Genomic DNA, 17,332 nt, shown 5'->3' with positions numbered 1-17,332 from the left:
TCGGCAGGAGTACAGATGTACTCCTGCCCGGACTGTACCATTCAACGCCAGTGCAGGTTCACCGTGGCAGGCGCTTTGCCGTCGACGGCCACCTGTTGTTGTACCGTCTCACCTTGGGCGTTGCCGGTGACTTTGTAATGGCCCGGTGGCAACTGCACATACAGCAGTGGGCCTACGTCGGTAACGCTCAGCACGGGCTGGCCCTGTGCGCTCTGTATGTCGACTGTGGCGCCACTCTGGAACTCGCTCCCCGGGCCTGCAGAGAGTTCGACATGCAAGTCGTACCCTTTGGTCTTGCGCAGGGCGTTGGCTTCATCCTGGCCGATACCGCCTTCCAGGTAACGGATGCCGTTTTGCTCTTGCGGCTGCAGCTGGACAGCCTGCATGTCGATAGGTGCATTGAGGTCGGCAGCCGCCGCCAACGTCCAAGGCATGGCCAAGGTGAGCAGTAGCGCAGCGCCAAGGGCATAGTGATGATTACGCATGGTAGAACCCTCCTTCTGAGGATGGTTTACCTATTATTACGCCCTCTAACGACACTCGTTTTCTTACTGACAGAGGGTCGTCCGGGCACGGGCAGCAAGTCGTCGCTTCAACGTGCGCATTTATATTTCATGGGCATATTGCACTCTTTATTCAAAAAAGGCTGGATCGGCAAACGACTAGCGAACACACATTTTCTTACACCCAAATACTCGACAGGAAACCATCACCCAGTACATCGTGAATTTCCGGAAGAATGCATCTAGTGTTCGAGCTGTTTAGTTTCGACGAACGCGATAGCGAATTTTCCTACAAACTTTTAAACATATACCGATCGAACACAACCATCATCCAACAACATGACTTACATCAACACAGATCAAATAGCGCCACGACAGGCATAATCAAACACAGTGGGATATGCAATACGCTATGGACAACCTCGATAAAGAAACACGTCGTGAACGAGCCGATATTGTTCTACGTAGCGCGCACCAGTACACCTACTTCCAATTACTGGAACTGATGCACCAGCTGCACGGGGACGATCTCGAACAACGCCCCCTGTCCCGGGAGGCTCGGCGCCGCTTGCGGCTGGAGGTTTCTCCAAGTTTATCGTTCCCGGTTGCCGACGTACTGCGCGCTGACCGCCTGGAGGACGATCGCTATCGGATTCAGGCCAGCTTCCTGGGGCTGCATGGCACAGATTCGCCGCTGCCCACCTACTATCTCGACGACATTGCCTACGAATAGGCCGGCGCCTGTACAAACACTCACGCTCCAAGTACCGGGATCGCCCACAGGCAGGGCCTGTGTGGAACGAAAATGCGCGTCGGCAGCGGGACGAAGAGCTGGGGTGTGGCTTTACGTGGTTCACGTGGGATGGCGACACGCTTGCCACGGAGTGTCGTGATCGAGAGGAGCGGGGTGGGAGTACCACTCACTACGTGTTCGAGCCGGGGACGTTCATTCCCGTAACGCAAGCTGTAATTAGCTCAACGCTGGAGCTTATGCCACAGCCCATCTATGGCGAGCATTACAGCATTGACCGGGATCCGGTGTGGAAGCACAAGCCGACACCAAGGCCTATTGATAATTTCGCTTGGTATCAGAGTGATCAGCTGGGCACCCCAATGGAGCTTACGGATACCGATGGAGATATATCATGGCGTGCCTTTTATAAAGCGTGGGGAGCTAGGAAAGAGGAGGAGAGCGAAAAAGCGATAAACCAAGAGACTCGTAACCCACTTCGCTTTCAAGGTCAGTACTTTGATGATGAAACTGGTCTACACTACAACCGTCATCGATACTACGACCCAGTCACAGGTCGCTTCATCAGTATGGACCCTATCGGATTCGCTGGAGACCTCAATGTCTACACTTATACTCCTAATCCTATACAGTGGTCGGACCCTCTCGGATTGGCCCGAGTTCCCCCTCCAGCACCGGGCCGCCCCACGCTAGAAAACACAGCTGGGAAATTCATTCCAGGACCTGGTAGTGGTCACTATAAGTATTGGCCTCAATGTAACTGCAAAGGATATAAGGATAAAGGTGGGGACATATGGGAACCAACAGATCATAATGGGACGCATGCACCGCACTGGGACCGGCAGCACCCAGACGGAACACACACGCCAACTTACCCAGTAAAAACAAAAGGACAGAAATGAAGATAGAAAATGGGAAAAAAGTAAAGCTATGCACTTTCTCCGGCACAAGCACTTCGGAAAAACCGACACGACCCTCCGAAAACTACTGGAAGCTTATTGGGCAAACTGGAACTGTGATCGCTCAAGAAGGCGAAGCCGGCCTTCCCAAACATAAGCTGGGCACTCGAGTTTTAGTCGAGTTTTCAACAAGCATTCCTGAACTTGGACTCAGCTGCCACAATGAAGCACCAAATAGTCTTTGGATTCTTGTTACGGACCTAATCATTATCCCAGAAAGCTAGAGCCAAACTAAAAAACACAAGCAAATCTTAGCAACACGCAATAATTCCAACAACCCTAAAATACCAAGTCTCGCAAACCATTAAACCTAATAAAGAGCGAGGCTTGGGCGCTTTAAAATCGCGCTACCTAAACTGCAAGCTGAAACAGCATCACACCCTAAATCGATCACAACATGCCAGGGCCTTACAGATTTTAATGGTCGTGCAAAATTAAAAGCACAAGCATCTAAGCCTACCTAATCGACTCCAAAACCAAAATGAAAACCATTAATACAAACCACATCCACTACTTATACTACCCACTTACCTCAATGACGGATGACGAGCTGAGCAACCTTCAAACATATGACAAATTATATAGGTCAAGGCTATTTAATTTAATGCACTTAATACTTGAGGGGCTTGGACCCAAAATCAAATCAGATATATCCGAATGCGTCGAATACATTATATCCACCCGCAGCCATGAAAAATAATGGAGCCAATTGATTCCACACAAAATCCCTCCCGACGAAATTAATAACAAACATGAGTATATGAGCCTTCGGGTCGTAGCAAGCGCCGGTACCTACGCCCCTGCTCTCACAAGCTGATCTATACGGTATCTACAGCCATACCTAAACTCCCCTGCCGCTCTTTCAACAACTTCACAAACATACTCAAACTGCGCGAAACCGCCCCCCGCCGCCACACCAACCAGGTCTTCAAATACCGGAAATCCTCCGACATCGGCCAGGCGCTCACCGTGCTGCACCCCGGCATGTTGTCGAGCATGCTGCGCGGCATCATGGCCAACCCGGCACCGGCACTTACGCATGCCAGCATGCCGTGATACGACTCCATCTCGTGGATCTTGCCCGGCACGGCCTGGTCCTGCACAAACCAGTTCTCGAAGTGATGGCGGTACGAGCAGTTGGCCCGAAATGCGTAGATATTCTCGCCGTTGACGTCTTGGGCACGGGTTACGGGCGCATGGTTGAGGGGTGAGATGACCATCATCTCTTCCTCGAACACTGGCATGCCTTCCAGCGTCGGGTGCAACACCGGCCCATCCACGAACGCCGCGACCAATCGCCCAGACAGCACCCCTTCAAGCATCGTCCCCGACGGCCCGGTCGAGAGGTCCAGGTCGACTTTGGGGTAGCGCTGGTTATAGGCCGCCAGCAAGGCCGGGATCCGCACGGCTGCGGTGCTTTCCAGCGAACCCAAGGCAAAGGTGCCCTGCGGGTCTTCGCCGGCCACCGTTAGCCGCGCCTCGTGCACCAGGTCGAGAATGCGCCGGGTGTATTCGAGAAAGTTCCAGCCCGCTGGCGACAGGCGCAGGCGGCTTTTCTCGCGGATGAACAGCTCGACGCCCAGGTCTTCCTCCAGCTGTTTGATACGCGTGGTCAGGTTCGAGGGCACCCGATGGATATGCTGCGCGGCGGCACTGATGCTGCCTTGCTCGGCCACTGCCTTGAAGATTTCCAGTTGCACCAGGTCCACAGTCATTCTCCAAACGTGAATGTTTCGCTCATTATTATTCAGTTTTCATTAAATCCCTACACCTCTAGTCTGGCGTCACGGATCAACAACAGCGAGAGTTTCCACCATGAGCGCGATCAGCAGCCTGACCCACGCCATCTCCCTCGACCCGCACAGCGGCGAGCAGATTGGCGCCTACCCGTTCGATACCGACGCCGCACTGGAAGCGGCGCTGCAACGCGCCAAGGTGGGCTATGGCCAATGGCGCCAGGTGTCGCTGGGTCAGCGCAGTGAGTGGTTGCTCGCCCTGGCCAACACGCTGGAAACCAAGGCCGAAGCGTTCGCGCAAATGATCAGCCGTGAAATCGGCAAGCCGATCACCCAGGCCCGGGGCGAAGTGAGCAAGTGTGTCGGGTTGTGCCGTTGGTACGCCGAGCACGGCCCTGCCATGCTGGCAGCGGAACCGACCCAGGTCGAAAAAGCGCGCATCGAGTACCGCCCGCTGGGCCCGATCCTGGCCGTGATGCCGTGGAACTTCCCGATCTGGCAAGTGCTGCGCGGTGCTGTGCCGGCGATTCTGGCGGGTAATACCTACGTGCTCAAGCACGCCCCGAACGTCATGGGCAGCGCCTACTTGCTGGGCGAACTGTTCAAGGATGCCGGCCTGCCGGAAGGCGTCTTTGAAGTACTGAACGTCACGCCGGACGGTGTCACCCGCGCCATCAACGACCCTCGCATTGCCGCCGTGACCCTGACCGGCAGCGTGCGCGCTGGCATGGCGATCGGTGCGCAAGCCGGCGCCGCGCTGAAGAAGTGCGTGCTGGAGCTGGGCGGTTCGGACCCGTTCATCGTACTGGCCGATGCCGACCTGGATGCCGCAGTCAAGGCGGCCGTCATCGGTCGCTACCAGAACACCGGCCAGGTTTGCGCGGCGGCCAAACGCCTGATCATCGAAGAAAGCATCGTTGAAGCGTTCACTCAAAAGTTTGTCGAAGCAACGCGCCAGCTGAAGGTTGGCAACCCGCTGAAAGACGACACCTACATCGGCCCGATGGCCCGCTACGACCTGCGCGATGAACTCGATGGGCAGGTTCAGGCGACACTCGCCGAAGGCGCTACTTTGCTGCTGGGCGGCAACAAGATCGAAGGCGTGGGCAACTTCTACGCACCGACCGTGTTTGCCAACGTCACCCCGGAAATGACCGCGTTCAAGCAGGAACTGTTCGGGCCAGTGGCGGCGATCATCACTGCGCGGGATGCCGACCATGCCGTGGCATTGGCCAACGACAGCGAATTCGGCCTGGCGTCGACCATTTACACCGCCGACTATGCGCTGGCTGAACGCATGACCGCAGCACTGGATACCGGTGGCGTGTTCATCAACGGCTACTGCGCATCCGACCCCCGCGTCGCCTTTGGCGGTGTGAAGAAGAGTGGTTTTGGCCGCGAATTGTCGCACTTTGGTGTGCGGGAATTCACCAACGCGCAAACGGTGTGGCTGGACCGTAACTGACGGGACAATCGGGGCCGCCTGGCGGCCCCGATGTCCTCAGTCCCTGACCTGGTCCTTCACCCAGTCCAGCATCCCCCCCGGCACGATCAGTTCATGCCGTGCCCGCGAACAGGCGGTATACAGGCCCGCCAGCATCCGCGCCCGTTCGTTGCGATTGCCCGCCGCCACGGGCGCGACCATCAGCTCCGGTGACACCATCACCCGGGCGAATTCCATGTTCTTCACGTCCCGCACCCGCCCCAGGAACAGCTTGGGCGCCTTGTCCCAGCGATAACGGCTCTTGGCCTTGGCGAAATGCTCTGGCGTATAGCCCTTGCGCAGCATGTTGGCGACCGCCACGAAGGCTTTGTCGTCGCCCTTGTCCTGCTCCAGCGCTTGCCAGCTGGCGTAGCGGAACAGCATGGGGTGACGCGGCCGGGTGCCGTGGCGGTACAGCTCGATGCAATCTTCGACGAACAGCTCGAAATCCTTGCGCGCACTCTTCAACAACACGAACGGCACCCCTTGGTGCGTGAGGCGCTGGAACCAGCCAAACAGGCCCCACTCGTCATCGACGATCAGTGCCGTGGGCTGCTCTGGCACCGTGACCGTGTCGAAGAAACTGACCCGGGTGTAGTGCTCGGCACTGCCGCTGAATGCCGCCTGGATCTTGGCCGGGTGCGCCTGGATCAGCGGGTTGAGGACGTTATCCATGGCAGGCCCGGCGCGCAGCGAATGGTCGATGTAACGCTGGCGGATGAAGCCACCGTGGTGCGGGCTCAGGCCATTGAGGTTCTGCAGCTCGTCGCCCAGGGTGATGATCGACTGCGGGCTGCGGTCCAGCACGGCGAGCATCGGTGCCGACAGCTCGTGGGCCTCGTCGACGATGACGTGGGTGTACCGACTGTCGATCATGTCAGCGGTCAGCGACAGCAGTTTGACCCGGTGGTAATCACGCACCGGCAGTTGAATCTCCCGCGCTGAGGGACGAATCAGCTCCTGCCAGTACAGCCGGGCCTTTTCCAGCAGCACTTCCTGGTCCAGTGGCGAGGTGCCCGGCCCGGCCCAGGGCAAATGCTGCAGCTGGACCTCTGCATCGCCGCTGCGGCAGAAACTGCGCACGGCCTTGATGCACAAGGCAACCACGTCGCGGGCCGCGAGCGGGCCGATATCGGGGATATTCAGCCACTTCACCACCTGCGCCTCCTGCGGGCGCCAGGACAATTTGGTGCGGTACGGATCACGCAAGCGCCAACCGTTGCTGGTGAGGTCTCGGTTGAGAAGCTCGTCTGCCAGTTGGCCGAAGGTCAGTGCGGTGTAGGCTTGGGCGTCCTTGACGCGTGCCTGCAACGCGCGCAACTGGCCCTCGGTCAAGGCCAGCAGCAGCGTGCGCTGAGGGTCGAGCAAACGGGCGAACTGGTGGATCAGGAACGTCTTGCCGGTGCCGGCAAAGCCTTGCACCGCCACCGACTCGTCAACACCTGACAGAAACTCGCGCAGCAGGCGGTTTTGTTGATCGCTCAGCAGCAGGTCGCTGGCCAGCGATGGCAAATAGACCGGGTGCAGCGGCGTGACCTGTTGGCGGTAGGTATCGGCAAATTGGAAACTCCACTGGCCTTGGTCATCGTGCAGGTCCTCGACGTCGTATTTGACCTCGACGGACAGCAAACCGATGCCATTCTCACCCAGCATGCCAAGGCCCATGGCGAATGCCTCGCGGTCGAAGTGCTGCGCCACCTGGCCTTGAAAGCGCCCCGGCGCGGCCGTTTCGACCTCGTTGGCGATGCGCACGATTTCGGCAAAGCGCCGCTCCTGAGCGTCGGCCGTTGCAGTGGCGGGCTGGCGTGGCAGGTTTTGCACGAACAGCACCGCTGCGGCCTCCAGCAAACTGGCAGTCGGGAAAAAATCGCTGGCGGTGGGTTCGCTGGCAAGGCGGTCGGCTTGGTCGCTGGGCAATGGCAGGTAGAACATCGGGACCTCGGGTGGAAACAGGTCGGCACGATAGCAACTTTCCGTGGGGGGTGCTGGGTTCAATGTGCTGGCTGCCGGCCCTCAGCCCCTGCCCCGCTTCAGGGTCTCGCTTGGCAACTCCTTGAACAGCTGCCGGTAACTCTCGGAAAACCGCCCCAGGTGCCAGAACGACCAGCGCATGGCGACTTCCGCTACCGTTACCTCGCCACCGCGCAACAAGTCCCGTCGCGCACCGTTTAGCCGGCGTAACCGCAGCCAGGTCCCCGGCGGCATACCGGTAAAGGCCTTGAACGCCTGCTGCAACTGGCGCAGCGAAACGCCGGCCACGTCAGCCAGTGCCACCAGGTTGAGGGTTTCTTCGGGGCAATCCGCCGCCCATTCACTGACCCGCCGCATGATCGAGCGCTCTTCACTGCGCCTGCCCAGCGCACCGCTGTCCAGCCGCTGGCAGGCACTGTCGAGGATGAACAGGCAGTCTTCCAGCAACTGCTCCGCCAGCGCCTGCCCCTGCAGCGGGCAATCGGCGTTGCCCAGACGGGTCAGGGTGGCGCTCAGCCAACTGCCGAACAAGGCGTTCTGGCCACTGCCCAATGGCACCATGAACAAGCCTTCCAGGCGCTGCGTATCCAGGCCATGACGGGCCAGAAACGCCTGGTCGAACACCACGGCCACCTCTTCGTAGTTCTCCGGGGTGATCCAGATATTGCGGCTCTGCTCGTTGAGCAGGTACAGGCTGTTTTCGCTGCGGTCGAAACAGAACGCCAGCGATCCACTGGGGGGGCGAAAGAACTGCTCGACACGGGTATTGAGCCGCTCTTCATAAACCTCCACGCCATCGAGCCCCAGGCAACGCAGTTCGCCGCTGAAATGCCCGGGCGACATTTGCCGGTATTGCTGTTGCCAGCCAGGGGTGGCACGCACCTGCTCGGTGACGTCGGTGGTGTGGAAAGCCTGAACCTGCAAGGCGTTGAGCGTTGTCACGCATTGTCCTGTATGCACTCTTTTGGTGCATTGATTATCGGAGAAAGTGGATAGATCGCCCCAGGGGGCTGCGACCAAGATAGTCTCCAGCGCGTCACCTGGGAAGCCACCCGCTCCCGCCGCGCACACAAAAACCCAACCAAGAGGTCTGTATGAACGCCCCCTTCGATCAGCTGTCCACGTGGCTGAAAGAACACCGGATCACCGAAGTCGAATGCGTGATCAGCGACCTGACCGGCATCGCCCGCGGCAAGATCGCACCGACCGCCAAATTCCTGCACGAGCGTGGCATGCGTCTGCCCGAGAGCGTGCTGTTGCAGACGGTCACCGGCGACTACGTTGACGACGACATCTACTACAGCCTGCTCGATGCCGCCGACATCGACATGGTCTGCCGCCCTGACCCGACTGCGGTGTACCAGATCCCCTGGGCAATCGAGCCGACCGCGATCGTGATTCACGACACCTTCGACAAGCAAGGCAACCCGATCGAGCTGTCGCCGCGCAACGTGTTGAAGAAGGTGCTGAAGCTGTACGCCGACAAAGGCTGGCAGCCGATTGTCGCACCGGAGATGGAGTTCTACCTGACCAAGCGTTGCGAAGACCCAGACCTGCCGCTGCAGGTACCCCTGGGGCGCTCGGGCCGCGCAGAAAGCGGTCGCCAGTCGTTTTCGATCGATGCCGCCAACGAATTCGACCCGCTGTTCGAAGACGTCTATGACTGGTGCGAACTGCAGGGCCTTGACCTGGACACCCTGATCCATGAAGACGGCCCGGCGCAGATGGAGATCAACTTCCGCCACGGCGACGCCCTGGACCTGGCCGACCAGATCACCGTGTTCAAGCGCACCATGCGCGAAGCCGCGCTCAAGCACAACGTGGCGGCCACCTTCATGGCCAAGCCGATCACTGACGAACCTGGCAGTGCCATGCACCTGCACCAGAGCGTGGTCGACATCGCGACCGGCAAGCCGGTGTTCGCCAATGAAGACGACAGCATGAGCGAGCTGTTCCTGCACCACATCGGCGGGCTGCAGAAGTACATCCCTAAGCTGCTGCCGATGTTCGCACCTAACGTCAACTCGTTCCGCCGCTTCTTGCCGGATACGTCAGCACCGGTCAACGTCGAGTGGGGTGAAGAAAACCGCACCGCCGGCCTGCGTGTGCCAACCTCCAGCCCCGATGCAATGCGCGTGGAAAACCGCCTGCCGGGCGCCGATGCCAACCCTTACCTGGCCATTGCTGCCAGCCTGCTGTGTGGCTACCTGGGCATGGTCGAGAAGATCAACCCGAGTGCGCCGGTGCAGGGCCGGGCTTATGAGCGACGCAACCTGCGCCTGCCCATCACCATCGAGGATGCCCTGCAGCACATGGAAGACTGCGAAACCGTGCAGCAGTACTTGGGCAAGCAGTTCGTCCAAGGCTATGTAGCGGTCAAGCGTGCCGAGCACGAGAACTACAAACGGGTGATCAGTTCCTGGGAACGTGAATTCCTGATGCTCAGCGTTTAAACCCAAGGGCACTGCCCGTGCGATGACGCAAGGCCACGCTTTCCTGTGGGGCGGCCTTGCGTCGCGAAAGGGCTGCAACGCAGCCCCCGATACACCGAACCCAAGAACAAGACCAACGAGGTGTCGACATGCGTCATCTGCAATCCCTGGTTCCCGCTGCATTCACCTTACTGTTCGGCGCAGCTGCCCAGGCCGCTCCGACCGTCAGCGTGTACAACTGGACCGACTACATCGGTGACACGACACTGGCCGACTTCCAGGCCAGCAGTGGGATCAAGGTGGTCTATGACGTGTTCGATTCCAACGAAACCCTGGAGGGCAAGCTGCTGGCCGGCCGCACTGGCTACGATGTGGTCGTGCCCTCGAACCACTTCCTCGCCCGCCAGGCCCAGGCCGGAGCGTTTTTGCCGCTGGACCGCAGCAAGCTACCCAACTGGAAGCACCTGGACCCTAAACTGCTCAAACAGCTTGAGCAGAACGACCCCGGCAACCAGTACGCGGTGCCCTACCTGTGGGGCACCAATGGCATCGGCTACAACGTCGACAAGGTCAAGGCCGCGCTGGGCGTGGACCACATCGACTCCTGGGCGGTGCTGTTCGAGCCCGAGAACCTGAAAAAACTCAAGCAGTGTGGCGTGGCCTTCATGGATTCGCCCGACGAGCTGTTCCCGGCCATTCTCAACTACCTGGGCATGGACCCACGCAGCGAAAAGCCCGAAGACTATGCCAAGGCTGAAGCCCGCCTGCTCGAACTGCGGCCCTACATCACCTACTTCCATTCTTCCAAATATGTCTCGGACCTGGCCAACGGCGATGTCTGCGTGGCCTTCGGCTACTCCGGCGACGTGTTCCAGGCTGCCAACCGCGCAGTGGAAGCCAAGAACGGCGTCAAGGTTGCCTACAGCATTCCCAAGGAAGGCAGCAACCTGTGGTTCGACCTGCTGGCCATCCCCAAGGACGCCAGCAACCCGGACCAGGCACTGGCGTTCATCAACTACCTGCTCGAACCTCAAGTTATCGCCAAAGTCAGTGCCACGGTCGGCTATGCCAACGCCAACCCCGACGCCCAGGCCTACATGGATGCGTCCCTGGTGAACAACCCCGAGGTCTATCCCCCCCAGCAAGTGCTGGACAAGCTGTACATCTCCAGCACGCCAAGCCCCAAGATCATGCGCGTGATGACCCGCTCCTGGAGCAAGATCAAGTCCAACCGTTGAGCCGAGAACGCACCATGCCTTTCGATACCCTGCACACTGCTTCGTACTACGCCGCCACGGCACGCGACGCGGCGCCCTACCCCAGCCTGGACGGCGAACTGAGCGCCGATGTGTGCGTGGTCGGCGGTGGCCTGACCGGGGTCAATACCGCACTGGAGCTTGCCGAGCGCGGCCTTTCGGTGATCGTGCTGGAAGCCAGGCGGATCGGCTGGGGTGCCAGTGGGCGCAATGGCGGCCAACTGATCCGCGGTATCGGCCATGACGTCAGTGGTTTTGCCCGCTATGTCGGCCAGGACGGCGTGCGCTACCTGCAACAGGCCGGCATCGATTCGGTCGCGTTGGTGGCCAGGCGCATCGAGCAATACGGCATTGCCTGCGACCTGCGGTGGGGCTTCTGCGAACTGGCCAACACCCCCGCCCAGTTTGCCGCCTTCAAGGCAGAACAGGAGGACCTGGCCGCGCTGGGTTATCGCCACGAAACCCGCCTGGTCAGCCCCGAGCACATGCACCAGATCGTCGCCAGCGACCAGTACGCCGGCGGCCTGGTCGACATGGGCTCGGGCCATCTGCACCCACTGGACCTGGTACAGGGCGAAGCACGTGCGGCCGCAGCCCTTGGCGTGCGCATTTTCGAGCAGAGCCCGGTGCTACGCATCGAGCACGGCCCGACCGTGACCCTGCATACCGCCCGCGGCAAGGTCAGGGCACAGAGCCTGGTGCTTGGCTGCAACGCGCACCTCGATGAACTGGAGCCGCGCCTGAGCGGCAAGGTGCTGCCGGCCGGCAGTTACGTGGTGGCCACCCGGCCACTGCCCGAGGCGCTCGCCAATAGCCTGATCCCCCAAAACATGGCGCTTTGCGACCAGAAGGTCGGCCTGGACTACTACCGCCTCACTGCCGACCGTCGTTTGCTGTTCGGCGGTGCCTGCCACTATTCCGGGCGCGATCCCAAGGACATCGCCGCGTACATGCGGCCGAAAGTGCTCAAGGTGTTCCCGCAGTTGGCCGAAGTACGCATCGACTACCAATGGGGCGGCATGATCGGCATCACGGCCAACCGCTTCCCGCAGGTCGGGCGGCTGCACCAGCACCCTAACGTTTACTACGCCCAAGGCTATTCAGGGCACGGGCTGAACGTGACCCACTGGACAGCCAAGCTGCTGGCCGAGGGCATTGCCGTGGGCCACAGCCAAGGACTGGACGTGTTCAGTGCGGTACCCCACCTGACCTTCCCGGGCGGCAAGGCATTGCGCTCACCGCTGCTGGCGTTGGGGATGTTGTGGTACCGGTTGCGCGAGGTGCTGGGGTAGCGCTCGACTTGAGGGTTGTTGCGCCTTTGAGATCGAGCGCCGCACGGGCGGCGCTCGATCTCAAAGGCGCTAAAAATCCACCGCCGTACCCATCGCAGCCTACCGCCTACACCGCCAAGAAATACACTGCCCACTGGCCAACTGCCCTGCACCTGCTAGCGTTGTTCTGGCCGACCTCTCATGGATGCATCACGATCATGAAATCATTGCCCCGCATCACCTTGTTGTGCGCAGCCTTGCTTGCCGTATCCGCCTGCTCCAGCAACCGCGTGGACCCCAGTGACTACTCCGGTTTCCTGAAGGACTACAGCCGCTTGCAGCCCGCTGAGAGCCCATCCGGCGCGCCGGTAATGCGCTGGATCGACCCCAAGGTCAACGTCAATCAATACACCCAGGTGTTCATCGAGCCCAGCCAGTTCTACCCCAAGCCGCAACCGACAGCGGTCATTTCGGCGCAGACGCTGCAGGAGATTACCCGTTACTTCAACGAAGCCATGCGACGTGAATTGGGCAGCGTGCTGACCCTGGCCAAAGCCCCCGGCCCAGGCACCATCGTGGTACGCCCGGCGATCACCGCGGTGTCTACCAGCAACGAAGGCCTAAAGCCTTATGAGGTCATCCCGATTGCGCTGATCTCGGCGGGCGTCAATACCGCCATGGGCGGCCGTGACCAGGAAGTAGATGTTGGCGTAGAGGCGGCCTTCCTGGACGGTGCCAGTCAGAAAGTGCTCGCTCAGGTAGTGCGCAAGGGCGCGGGTAAGGAGCTGGAGAACGACACCCAGAAACTCACCCTCAATGACGTCAAACCGGTGCTCGACGGCTGGGCCAAAGACATGCGCGCGAGCTTCCTGACACTGAAACAGAAGAGCCGTTGACCGTGTAGGAGCAGCCTTGTGCTGCGAAGAGGCCAGTGACAGCAGCGAAGATTGATGATGTGTTCACTGGCCTCTTCGCAGCACAAGGCTGCTCCTGCCGGGTAGCGTGTCAATGCCCCTGAATAAACCTTGGGCTGCGAATCAGCACTCGACAAAGGCGACGGCCAGGCCGCCGCGCGAGGTTTCTTTGTAGTTGGAATGCATGTCCGCACCGGTGTCGCGCAGGGTGCGGATAACCTGATCGAGCGATATGAAATGCTCGCCATCACCGCGCAGGGCCATTTGCACCGCGTTGATCGCCTTGACCGCGGCAATCGCATTACGCTCGATGCACGGCACCTGCACCAGGCCACCCACCGGGTCGCAGGTCAGCCCCAGGTTGTGCTCCAGGGCGATTTCCGCGGCATTTTCCAGTTGCGGCGGCGTAGCACCGAGCACTTCGGCCAGGCCAGCGGCTGCCATCGAGCACGCCGAGCCCACTTCACCCTGGCAACCCACTTCAGCACCGGAGATCGACGCGTTGGTCTTGCACAGGATGCCGACTGCGGCCGCCGCCAGCAGGAACCTCACCACATCGTCGTCGCAGGCATCCGGGTTGAACTTCATGTAGTAGTGCAGCACGGCCGGGATGATCCCCGCCGCACCGTTGGTGGGCGCTGTCACCATGCGCCCGCCAGCGGCGTTTTCTTCGTTGACCGCCAGGGCAAACAGGTTGACCCATTCCATGGCGCTCAGAGTCGAGCCGATCACGTTTGGTTTGCCCAACTCCTGCAGGCTGCGGTGCAAACGTGCAGCCCGGCGCTTGACCTTGAGCCCGCCCGGCAGGATGCCCTCATTGCGCAGGCCATTGTCGACGCATTCACGCATCGCCGCCCAGATGCGCATCAAGCCTTCGCGTACCTCGGCTTCCGGGCGCCAGACGCATTCGTTGGCCATCATCAGCTGCGCCACGCCCATTCCGTGCGCCTTGCACAGCGCCAACAGCTCAGCCGCACTGGCAAACGGATACGGCTGTTCGACCGCATTCGCCTCGCCTTGGGGGGCATCGATTTCTTGCTGCTCGACGATGAAACCACCGCCCACCGAATAGTAGGTTTGGCTGAACAGGCTGCCCTGCCCGTCCAGTGCTTCCAGGCTCATGGCGTTCGGGTGGTACGGCAGGCTTTGCTCAAGCAGCAGCATGTCGCGGGTGTAATTGAATGCCAGGGGATGGCTGCCATCGAGCATCAGGCATTGCTCCTGCATCACCTGGCCGATGCGTGGCTCGATCGTGGCCGGGTCGATCCGGTCGGGCCACTGCCCCATCAGGCCAAGCAGGCAGGCACGGTCGGTGGCGTGGCCAACTCCCGTGGCCGAAAGCGAGCCATACAGACGCACTTCGACGCGGCAGACCCGGGCCAGCAAGCCACGCTCACGCAGGGCCTGGGCAAAGGTTGCCGCTGCACGCATCGGGCCTACGGTGTGAGAGCTGGAAGGGCCGATGCCGATTTTGAAGAGGTCGAAAACACTGATAGCCATACTAATGCCTGACCGCGTTGGGCAGAATCGCCAATGCGCGGTTCTCTGGGGAAATTGAACACTACTGCGAACTTGAGCGATACTGACCTGCTCCCGCGTGGATGACCAACGAAACTTCCTAAGCAAGCCTTTAGTGGTACTAAACGATGCGACGACAACTCAATGGCCAAATGTTCGTCTGGTTGCATGTGTTCTCCTGTGCGGCCCGGCATTTGTCATTTACCCGCTGCGCCGAAGAGCTGCACATCACCCCTGGCGCCGTCAGCCAGCAAATGCGCCAGCTGGAAGAACGGCTGGGCTATCGCGTGTTCCTGCGCCGCGCCCGTGGGGTTGAGCTGAGCGCTGAAGGCCAACGCCTGGCGCAAACAGTCTCAGAGGCCTATGGCAGCATCGAGGCCGAGCTGCTGCGCCTGGACGCCGGCGAGATCCGCGGCACCCTGCGCCTGCGCTCGATCCCCTCCTTCCTGGCCAAATGGTTGACGCCGCGCCTGCCGCGCTTTCAACAGCGGTATCCGGACATCGAGTTGCGGCTGGTGGCCGAAGACAGTGCGCAAGCCTTGCATCCGGGCGACTTCGACCTGGCCATCGACCTGAACGATGGCAGTTACCCTGGCATGCTGTCGACGCCATTGCTGGACGAGCAGATCTTTCCCGTCTGTTCCCCCGCCCTGCTGCGCGGTCGCCCGCCGCTGCACGGGCCTGCTGACCTGGCGCATTACCCGCTGCTGCACGACATCACCGCCTGGCGGGGGGCCTCGGAGTACGCTGAATGGGAGTTCTACCTGGAAGGCATTGGCGCAGGTGGCCTGGACGTGCGCAGGGGCCACACCTTCAACCGCAACCACCTGACCATCGAAGCGGCGATTGCCGGGGTTGGCGTAGCAATCGCGCGGCGGACCTTGCTCAACGATGAACTGGAACGGGGGGCGCTGATCGTGCCGTTCGGCGTGGCGATCGCCAACCACAAACGCTACGTGGTGCATTACCCGCCGGGCGGGCTGACCCAGCCGGGTGCCCGCGCGGTGCATGACTGGCTGGTGGAAGAGGCCCGTGGGTTCAGGGAATTGCACCCGTTGGGTTGAGTGCCTGCCACGGGGCCGCTGGTCGGCCCCGGCTAATAGGCCTGCTTGCCGGTAAAAGCATTCAGCGTGCGCACCAAAATGACGAAATCGAGCCACAAGGACCAGTTGTTGATGTACTCGATGTCCGAGTCGACCCGTTGGATCATCTGCTCGATGTCCTTGGTTTCACCCCGGAACCCCCTGACCTGTGCCAGGCCGGTCATGCCGGGCTTGATGTTGTGTCGCGCGAAGTAGTCGACAATATCCTGCGAATACAGCGTGTCGTGCTGAAGTGCATGCGGGCGCGGCCCCACTAACGACATTTCGCCGGTCAATACATTGAACAACTGCGGCAGTTCATCCAGGCTGGTCTTGCGAATAAAAGCCCCTACTCGGGTCAGCCGCGGGTCGTTCTTCTGGGCCTGTTTGACCACACCGTTTTCCGGTTGGTGAACATGCATGCTGCGGAACTTCCAGATGCGGAACGATTCACCGGTCCAGCCCATGCGTTCTTGCCTGAAAAATACCGGGCCGCGACTGTCTAGTTTGATTGCAATGGCCACTGCCAACAGCACCGGCGATGCACACAGCAATATCAGTGCTGCCAGCACGCGATCTTCGAGGTTTTTAAGGAACAGGCTCATGCCGGTCAACGGCGTTTCTGACAACGTCAATACCGGGATACCGGCAATTTCGCGGACGCTGTGGTTGATCAAACGCAGCGAGAAGATATCCGGCACCCAGTTCACTGCAATGCACTTGTCGAGCAACTTCAAATACACTTCGTTAATGACCGCCGAGCCGCCTAATGGCGTCACCAAGTACACCGTGCGAATGGCATGTTTGGCAACGATCTCGTCAAGGTCAGCGACGTGGCCCAGCACAGGCAGGCGTTGCTTTGCATCAGGCGCGCCCTGTTCAGCCACATCGTCTATCAGCACACACCCCAGCACACGCTCACCGAACCACGGGTTGTTGCTGATCTTCTGGTGCAGGAAGTTGGCCAGGTCGCCGGCGCCAATAATCAGTGCGTTGTCCAGCCGAGCGTGCGCAGTAAACCGTTTTTGCAGTTCACGCACTGCAAAATGCAAAAACAACTGCACGACATAACCAATGACAAACAGCTGCACCACCAACAACCGCGAATACGTTTCGCTCTGCTTGGTCAAAAACGCCATGACCACCAAAAAACAAAACGTTGCTGACCAGGCCTTGAATAACCTGAACGCCTTGATGGACAAGCCAACGTTGGTCCGATAGATCGCATAATGATCATAAATAACGGCCAGCGCCCCAATCAACAAGAGCAGCATGATCACATAATCCGAAGTAATGTGACCAAACTGATCGTAGATCAAGTACCAGGCGACGCCGGTGACTGCAATCCCATCAAGGCCGGCCTGAATGGCGTTACTTACGCTGCTTCTTCGTTGAAGTAAGGAACGACTGCTTCTGGGTTCGAGAACCATTTCAGACCTCATTAATTAGCGCGTAG

Annotated in this window: 15 protein-coding genes; 9 read left to right on the top strand and 6 right to left on the bottom strand. The window is 60.0% G+C overall.

Going from position 1 to position 17,332, the window contains the following annotated elements; genetic code table 11:
- Window positions 1-41: 41 nt before the first annotated feature.
- Window positions 42-485 carry a hypothetical protein gene (locus tag QOS90_RS19455; RefSeq protein WP_027596789.1) on the bottom strand — a complete coding sequence of 148 codons (444 nt, stop codon included), beginning with the start codon at window positions 483-485 and terminating at the stop codon, window positions 42-44.
- 430 nt (window positions 486-915) lie between these two features.
- Here QOS90_RS19455 and QOS90_RS19450 point away from each other — a divergent pair, with 430 nt between their 5' ends.
- The 3 genes from QOS90_RS19450 to QOS90_RS19440 all read left to right on the top strand — a co-directional run bounded on the left by QOS90_RS19450 (window position 916) and on the right by QOS90_RS19440 (window position 2,437).
- On the top strand, window positions 916-1,236 hold the full coding sequence (locus QOS90_RS19450) for a type VI secretion system baseplate subunit TssG (RefSeq protein WP_256577416.1): 321 nt from the start codon (window positions 916-918) through the stop codon (window positions 1,234-1,236).
- 257 nt (window positions 1,237-1,493) lie between these two features.
- A complete protein-coding gene (locus tag QOS90_RS19445; protein WP_256577417.1) occupies window positions 1,494-2,156 on the top strand; it encodes an RHS repeat-associated core domain-containing protein in 663 nt (220 codons plus the stop codon).
- Window positions 2,153-2,437 (top strand): hypothetical protein, encoded by a 285-nt coding sequence (locus QOS90_RS19440; RefSeq protein WP_143491072.1) that lies wholly within the window; start codon window positions 2,153-2,155, stop codon window positions 2,435-2,437. Before QOS90_RS19445 ends, QOS90_RS19440 begins: the two co-directional genes overlap by 4 nt.
- Before the next feature lie 594 nt (window positions 2,438-3,031).
- Here the strand turns inward: QOS90_RS19440 and ptrR are convergent.
- Window positions 3,032-3,922 carry a putrescine utilization regulator PtrR gene (ptrR, locus tag QOS90_RS19435; protein ID WP_027596788.1) on the bottom strand — a complete coding sequence of 297 codons (891 nt, stop codon included), beginning with the start codon at window positions 3,920-3,922 and terminating at the stop codon, window positions 3,032-3,034.
- A gap of 106 nt (window positions 3,923-4,028) precedes the next feature.
- On the opposite strand from ptrR, the gene QOS90_RS19430 reads away from it, so the two are divergent.
- Window positions 4,029-5,414 (top strand): aldehyde dehydrogenase family protein, encoded by a 1,386-nt coding sequence (locus QOS90_RS19430; RefSeq protein WP_085273366.1) that lies wholly within the window; start codon window positions 4,029-4,031, stop codon window positions 5,412-5,414.
- A gap of 36 nt (window positions 5,415-5,450) precedes the next feature.
- On the opposite strand, the gene QOS90_RS19425 is transcribed toward QOS90_RS19430, so the two are convergent.
- Window positions 5,451-7,364, bottom strand: coding sequence for a DEAD/DEAH box helicase (locus QOS90_RS19425; RefSeq protein WP_085273367.1), 1,914 nt, complete (start codon window positions 7,362-7,364; stop codon window positions 5,451-5,453).
- Between the two features lie 81 nt (window positions 7,365-7,445).
- Window positions 7,446-8,345, bottom strand: a complete 900-nt coding sequence (locus QOS90_RS19420) for a helix-turn-helix domain-containing protein (protein WP_027596785.1) — start codon at window positions 8,343-8,345, stop codon at window positions 7,446-7,448.
- 152 nt (window positions 8,346-8,497) lie between these two features.
- On the opposite strand from QOS90_RS19420, the gene QOS90_RS19415 reads away from it, so the two are divergent.
- The 4 genes from QOS90_RS19415 to QOS90_RS19400 all read left to right on the top strand — a co-directional run bounded on the left by QOS90_RS19415 (window position 8,498) and on the right by QOS90_RS19400 (window position 13,258).
- Window positions 8,498-9,856, top strand: a complete 1,359-nt coding sequence (locus QOS90_RS19415; RefSeq protein WP_085273368.1) for a glutamine synthetase family protein — start codon at window positions 8,498-8,500, stop codon at window positions 9,854-9,856.
- Window positions 9,857-9,984: 128 nt separating this feature from the next.
- Window positions 9,985-11,073 carry a polyamine ABC transporter substrate-binding protein gene (locus QOS90_RS19410; protein WP_027596783.1) on the top strand — a complete coding sequence of 363 codons (1,089 nt, stop codon included), beginning with the start codon at window positions 9,985-9,987 and terminating at the stop codon, window positions 11,071-11,073.
- Window positions 11,074-11,087: 14 nt separating this feature from the next.
- Window positions 11,088-12,383 carry an NAD(P)/FAD-dependent oxidoreductase gene (locus tag QOS90_RS19405; RefSeq protein ID WP_027596782.1) on the top strand — a complete coding sequence of 432 codons (1,296 nt, stop codon included), beginning with the start codon at window positions 11,088-11,090 and terminating at the stop codon, window positions 12,381-12,383.
- A 197-nt stretch (window positions 12,384-12,580) separates the two neighbouring features.
- Window positions 12,581-13,258: a DUF3313 domain-containing protein gene (locus QOS90_RS19400; RefSeq protein ID WP_027596781.1), complete on the top strand. Its 678-nt coding sequence runs from the start codon at window positions 12,581-12,583 to the stop codon at window positions 13,256-13,258.
- Window positions 13,259-13,399: 141 nt separating this feature from the next.
- On the opposite strand, the gene QOS90_RS19395 is transcribed toward QOS90_RS19400, so the two are convergent.
- A complete protein-coding gene (locus tag QOS90_RS19395) occupies window positions 13,400-14,776 on the bottom strand; it encodes an L-serine ammonia-lyase (RefSeq protein ID WP_027596780.1) in 1,377 nt (458 codons plus the stop codon).
- Window positions 14,777-14,922: 146 nt separating this feature from the next.
- Between QOS90_RS19395 and QOS90_RS19390 the strand changes: the two genes are divergently transcribed.
- On the top strand, window positions 14,923-15,858 hold the full coding sequence (locus QOS90_RS19390) for a LysR substrate-binding domain-containing protein (protein ID WP_085273369.1): 936 nt from the start codon (window positions 14,923-14,925) through the stop codon (window positions 15,856-15,858).
- Between the two features lie 32 nt (window positions 15,859-15,890).
- Here the strand turns inward: QOS90_RS19390 and QOS90_RS19385 are convergent, their stop codons facing one another.
- On the bottom strand, window positions 15,891-17,306 hold the full coding sequence (locus tag QOS90_RS19385) for an undecaprenyl-phosphate glucose phosphotransferase (protein ID WP_085273370.1): 1,416 nt from the start codon (window positions 17,304-17,306) through the stop codon (window positions 15,891-15,893).
- Window positions 17,307-17,332 lie beyond the last annotated feature (26 nt).

The sequence above is a fragment of the Pseudomonas sp. LAIL14HWK12:I10 genome, assembly GCF_900184205.1.
Classification (GTDB): domain Bacteria; phylum Pseudomonadota; class Gammaproteobacteria; order Pseudomonadales; family Pseudomonadaceae; genus Aquipseudomonas; species Aquipseudomonas kermanshahensis.
This window is presented reverse-complemented; position numbering and strand designations above follow the sequence as displayed.

Excerpts from the sequence above, each read along its gene's own strand:
- QOS90_RS19455 (WP_027596789.1), bottom strand. The coding sequence starts at position 485 with ATGCGTAATCATCACTATGCCCTTGGCGCTGCGCTACTGCTCACCTTG.
- QOS90_RS19450 (WP_256577416.1), top strand. The coding sequence starts at position 916 with ATGGACAACCTCGATAAAGAAACACGTCGTGAACGAGCCGATATTGTT.
- QOS90_RS19445 (WP_256577417.1), top strand. The coding sequence starts at position 1,494 with ATGCCACAGCCCATCTATGGCGAGCATTACAGCATTGACCGGGATCCG.
- QOS90_RS19440 (WP_143491072.1), top strand. The coding sequence starts at position 2,153 with ATGAAGATAGAAAATGGGAAAAAAGTAAAGCTATGCACTTTCTCCGGC.
- QOS90_RS19430 (WP_085273366.1), top strand. The coding sequence starts at position 4,029 with ATGAGCGCGATCAGCAGCCTGACCCACGCCATCTCCCTCGACCCGCAC.
- QOS90_RS19425 (WP_085273367.1), bottom strand. The coding sequence starts at position 7,364 with ATGTTCTACCTGCCATTGCCCAGCGACCAAGCCGACCGCCTTGCCAGC.
- QOS90_RS19415 (WP_085273368.1), top strand. The coding sequence starts at position 8,498 with ATGAACGCCCCCTTCGATCAGCTGTCCACGTGGCTGAAAGAACACCGG.
- QOS90_RS19410 (WP_027596783.1), top strand. The coding sequence starts at position 9,985 with ATGCGTCATCTGCAATCCCTGGTTCCCGCTGCATTCACCTTACTGTTC.
- QOS90_RS19405 (WP_027596782.1), top strand. The coding sequence starts at position 11,088 with ATGCCTTTCGATACCCTGCACACTGCTTCGTACTACGCCGCCACGGCA.
- QOS90_RS19400 (WP_027596781.1), top strand. The coding sequence starts at position 12,581 with ATGAAATCATTGCCCCGCATCACCTTGTTGTGCGCAGCCTTGCTTGCC.
- QOS90_RS19395 (WP_027596780.1), bottom strand. The coding sequence starts at position 14,776 with ATGGCTATCAGTGTTTTCGACCTCTTCAAAATCGGCATCGGCCCTTCC.
- QOS90_RS19390 (WP_085273369.1), top strand. The coding sequence starts at position 14,923 with ATGCGACGACAACTCAATGGCCAAATGTTCGTCTGGTTGCATGTGTTC.
- QOS90_RS19385 (WP_085273370.1), bottom strand. The coding sequence starts at position 17,306 with ATGGTTCTCGAACCCAGAAGCAGTCGTTCCTTACTTCAACGAAGAAGC.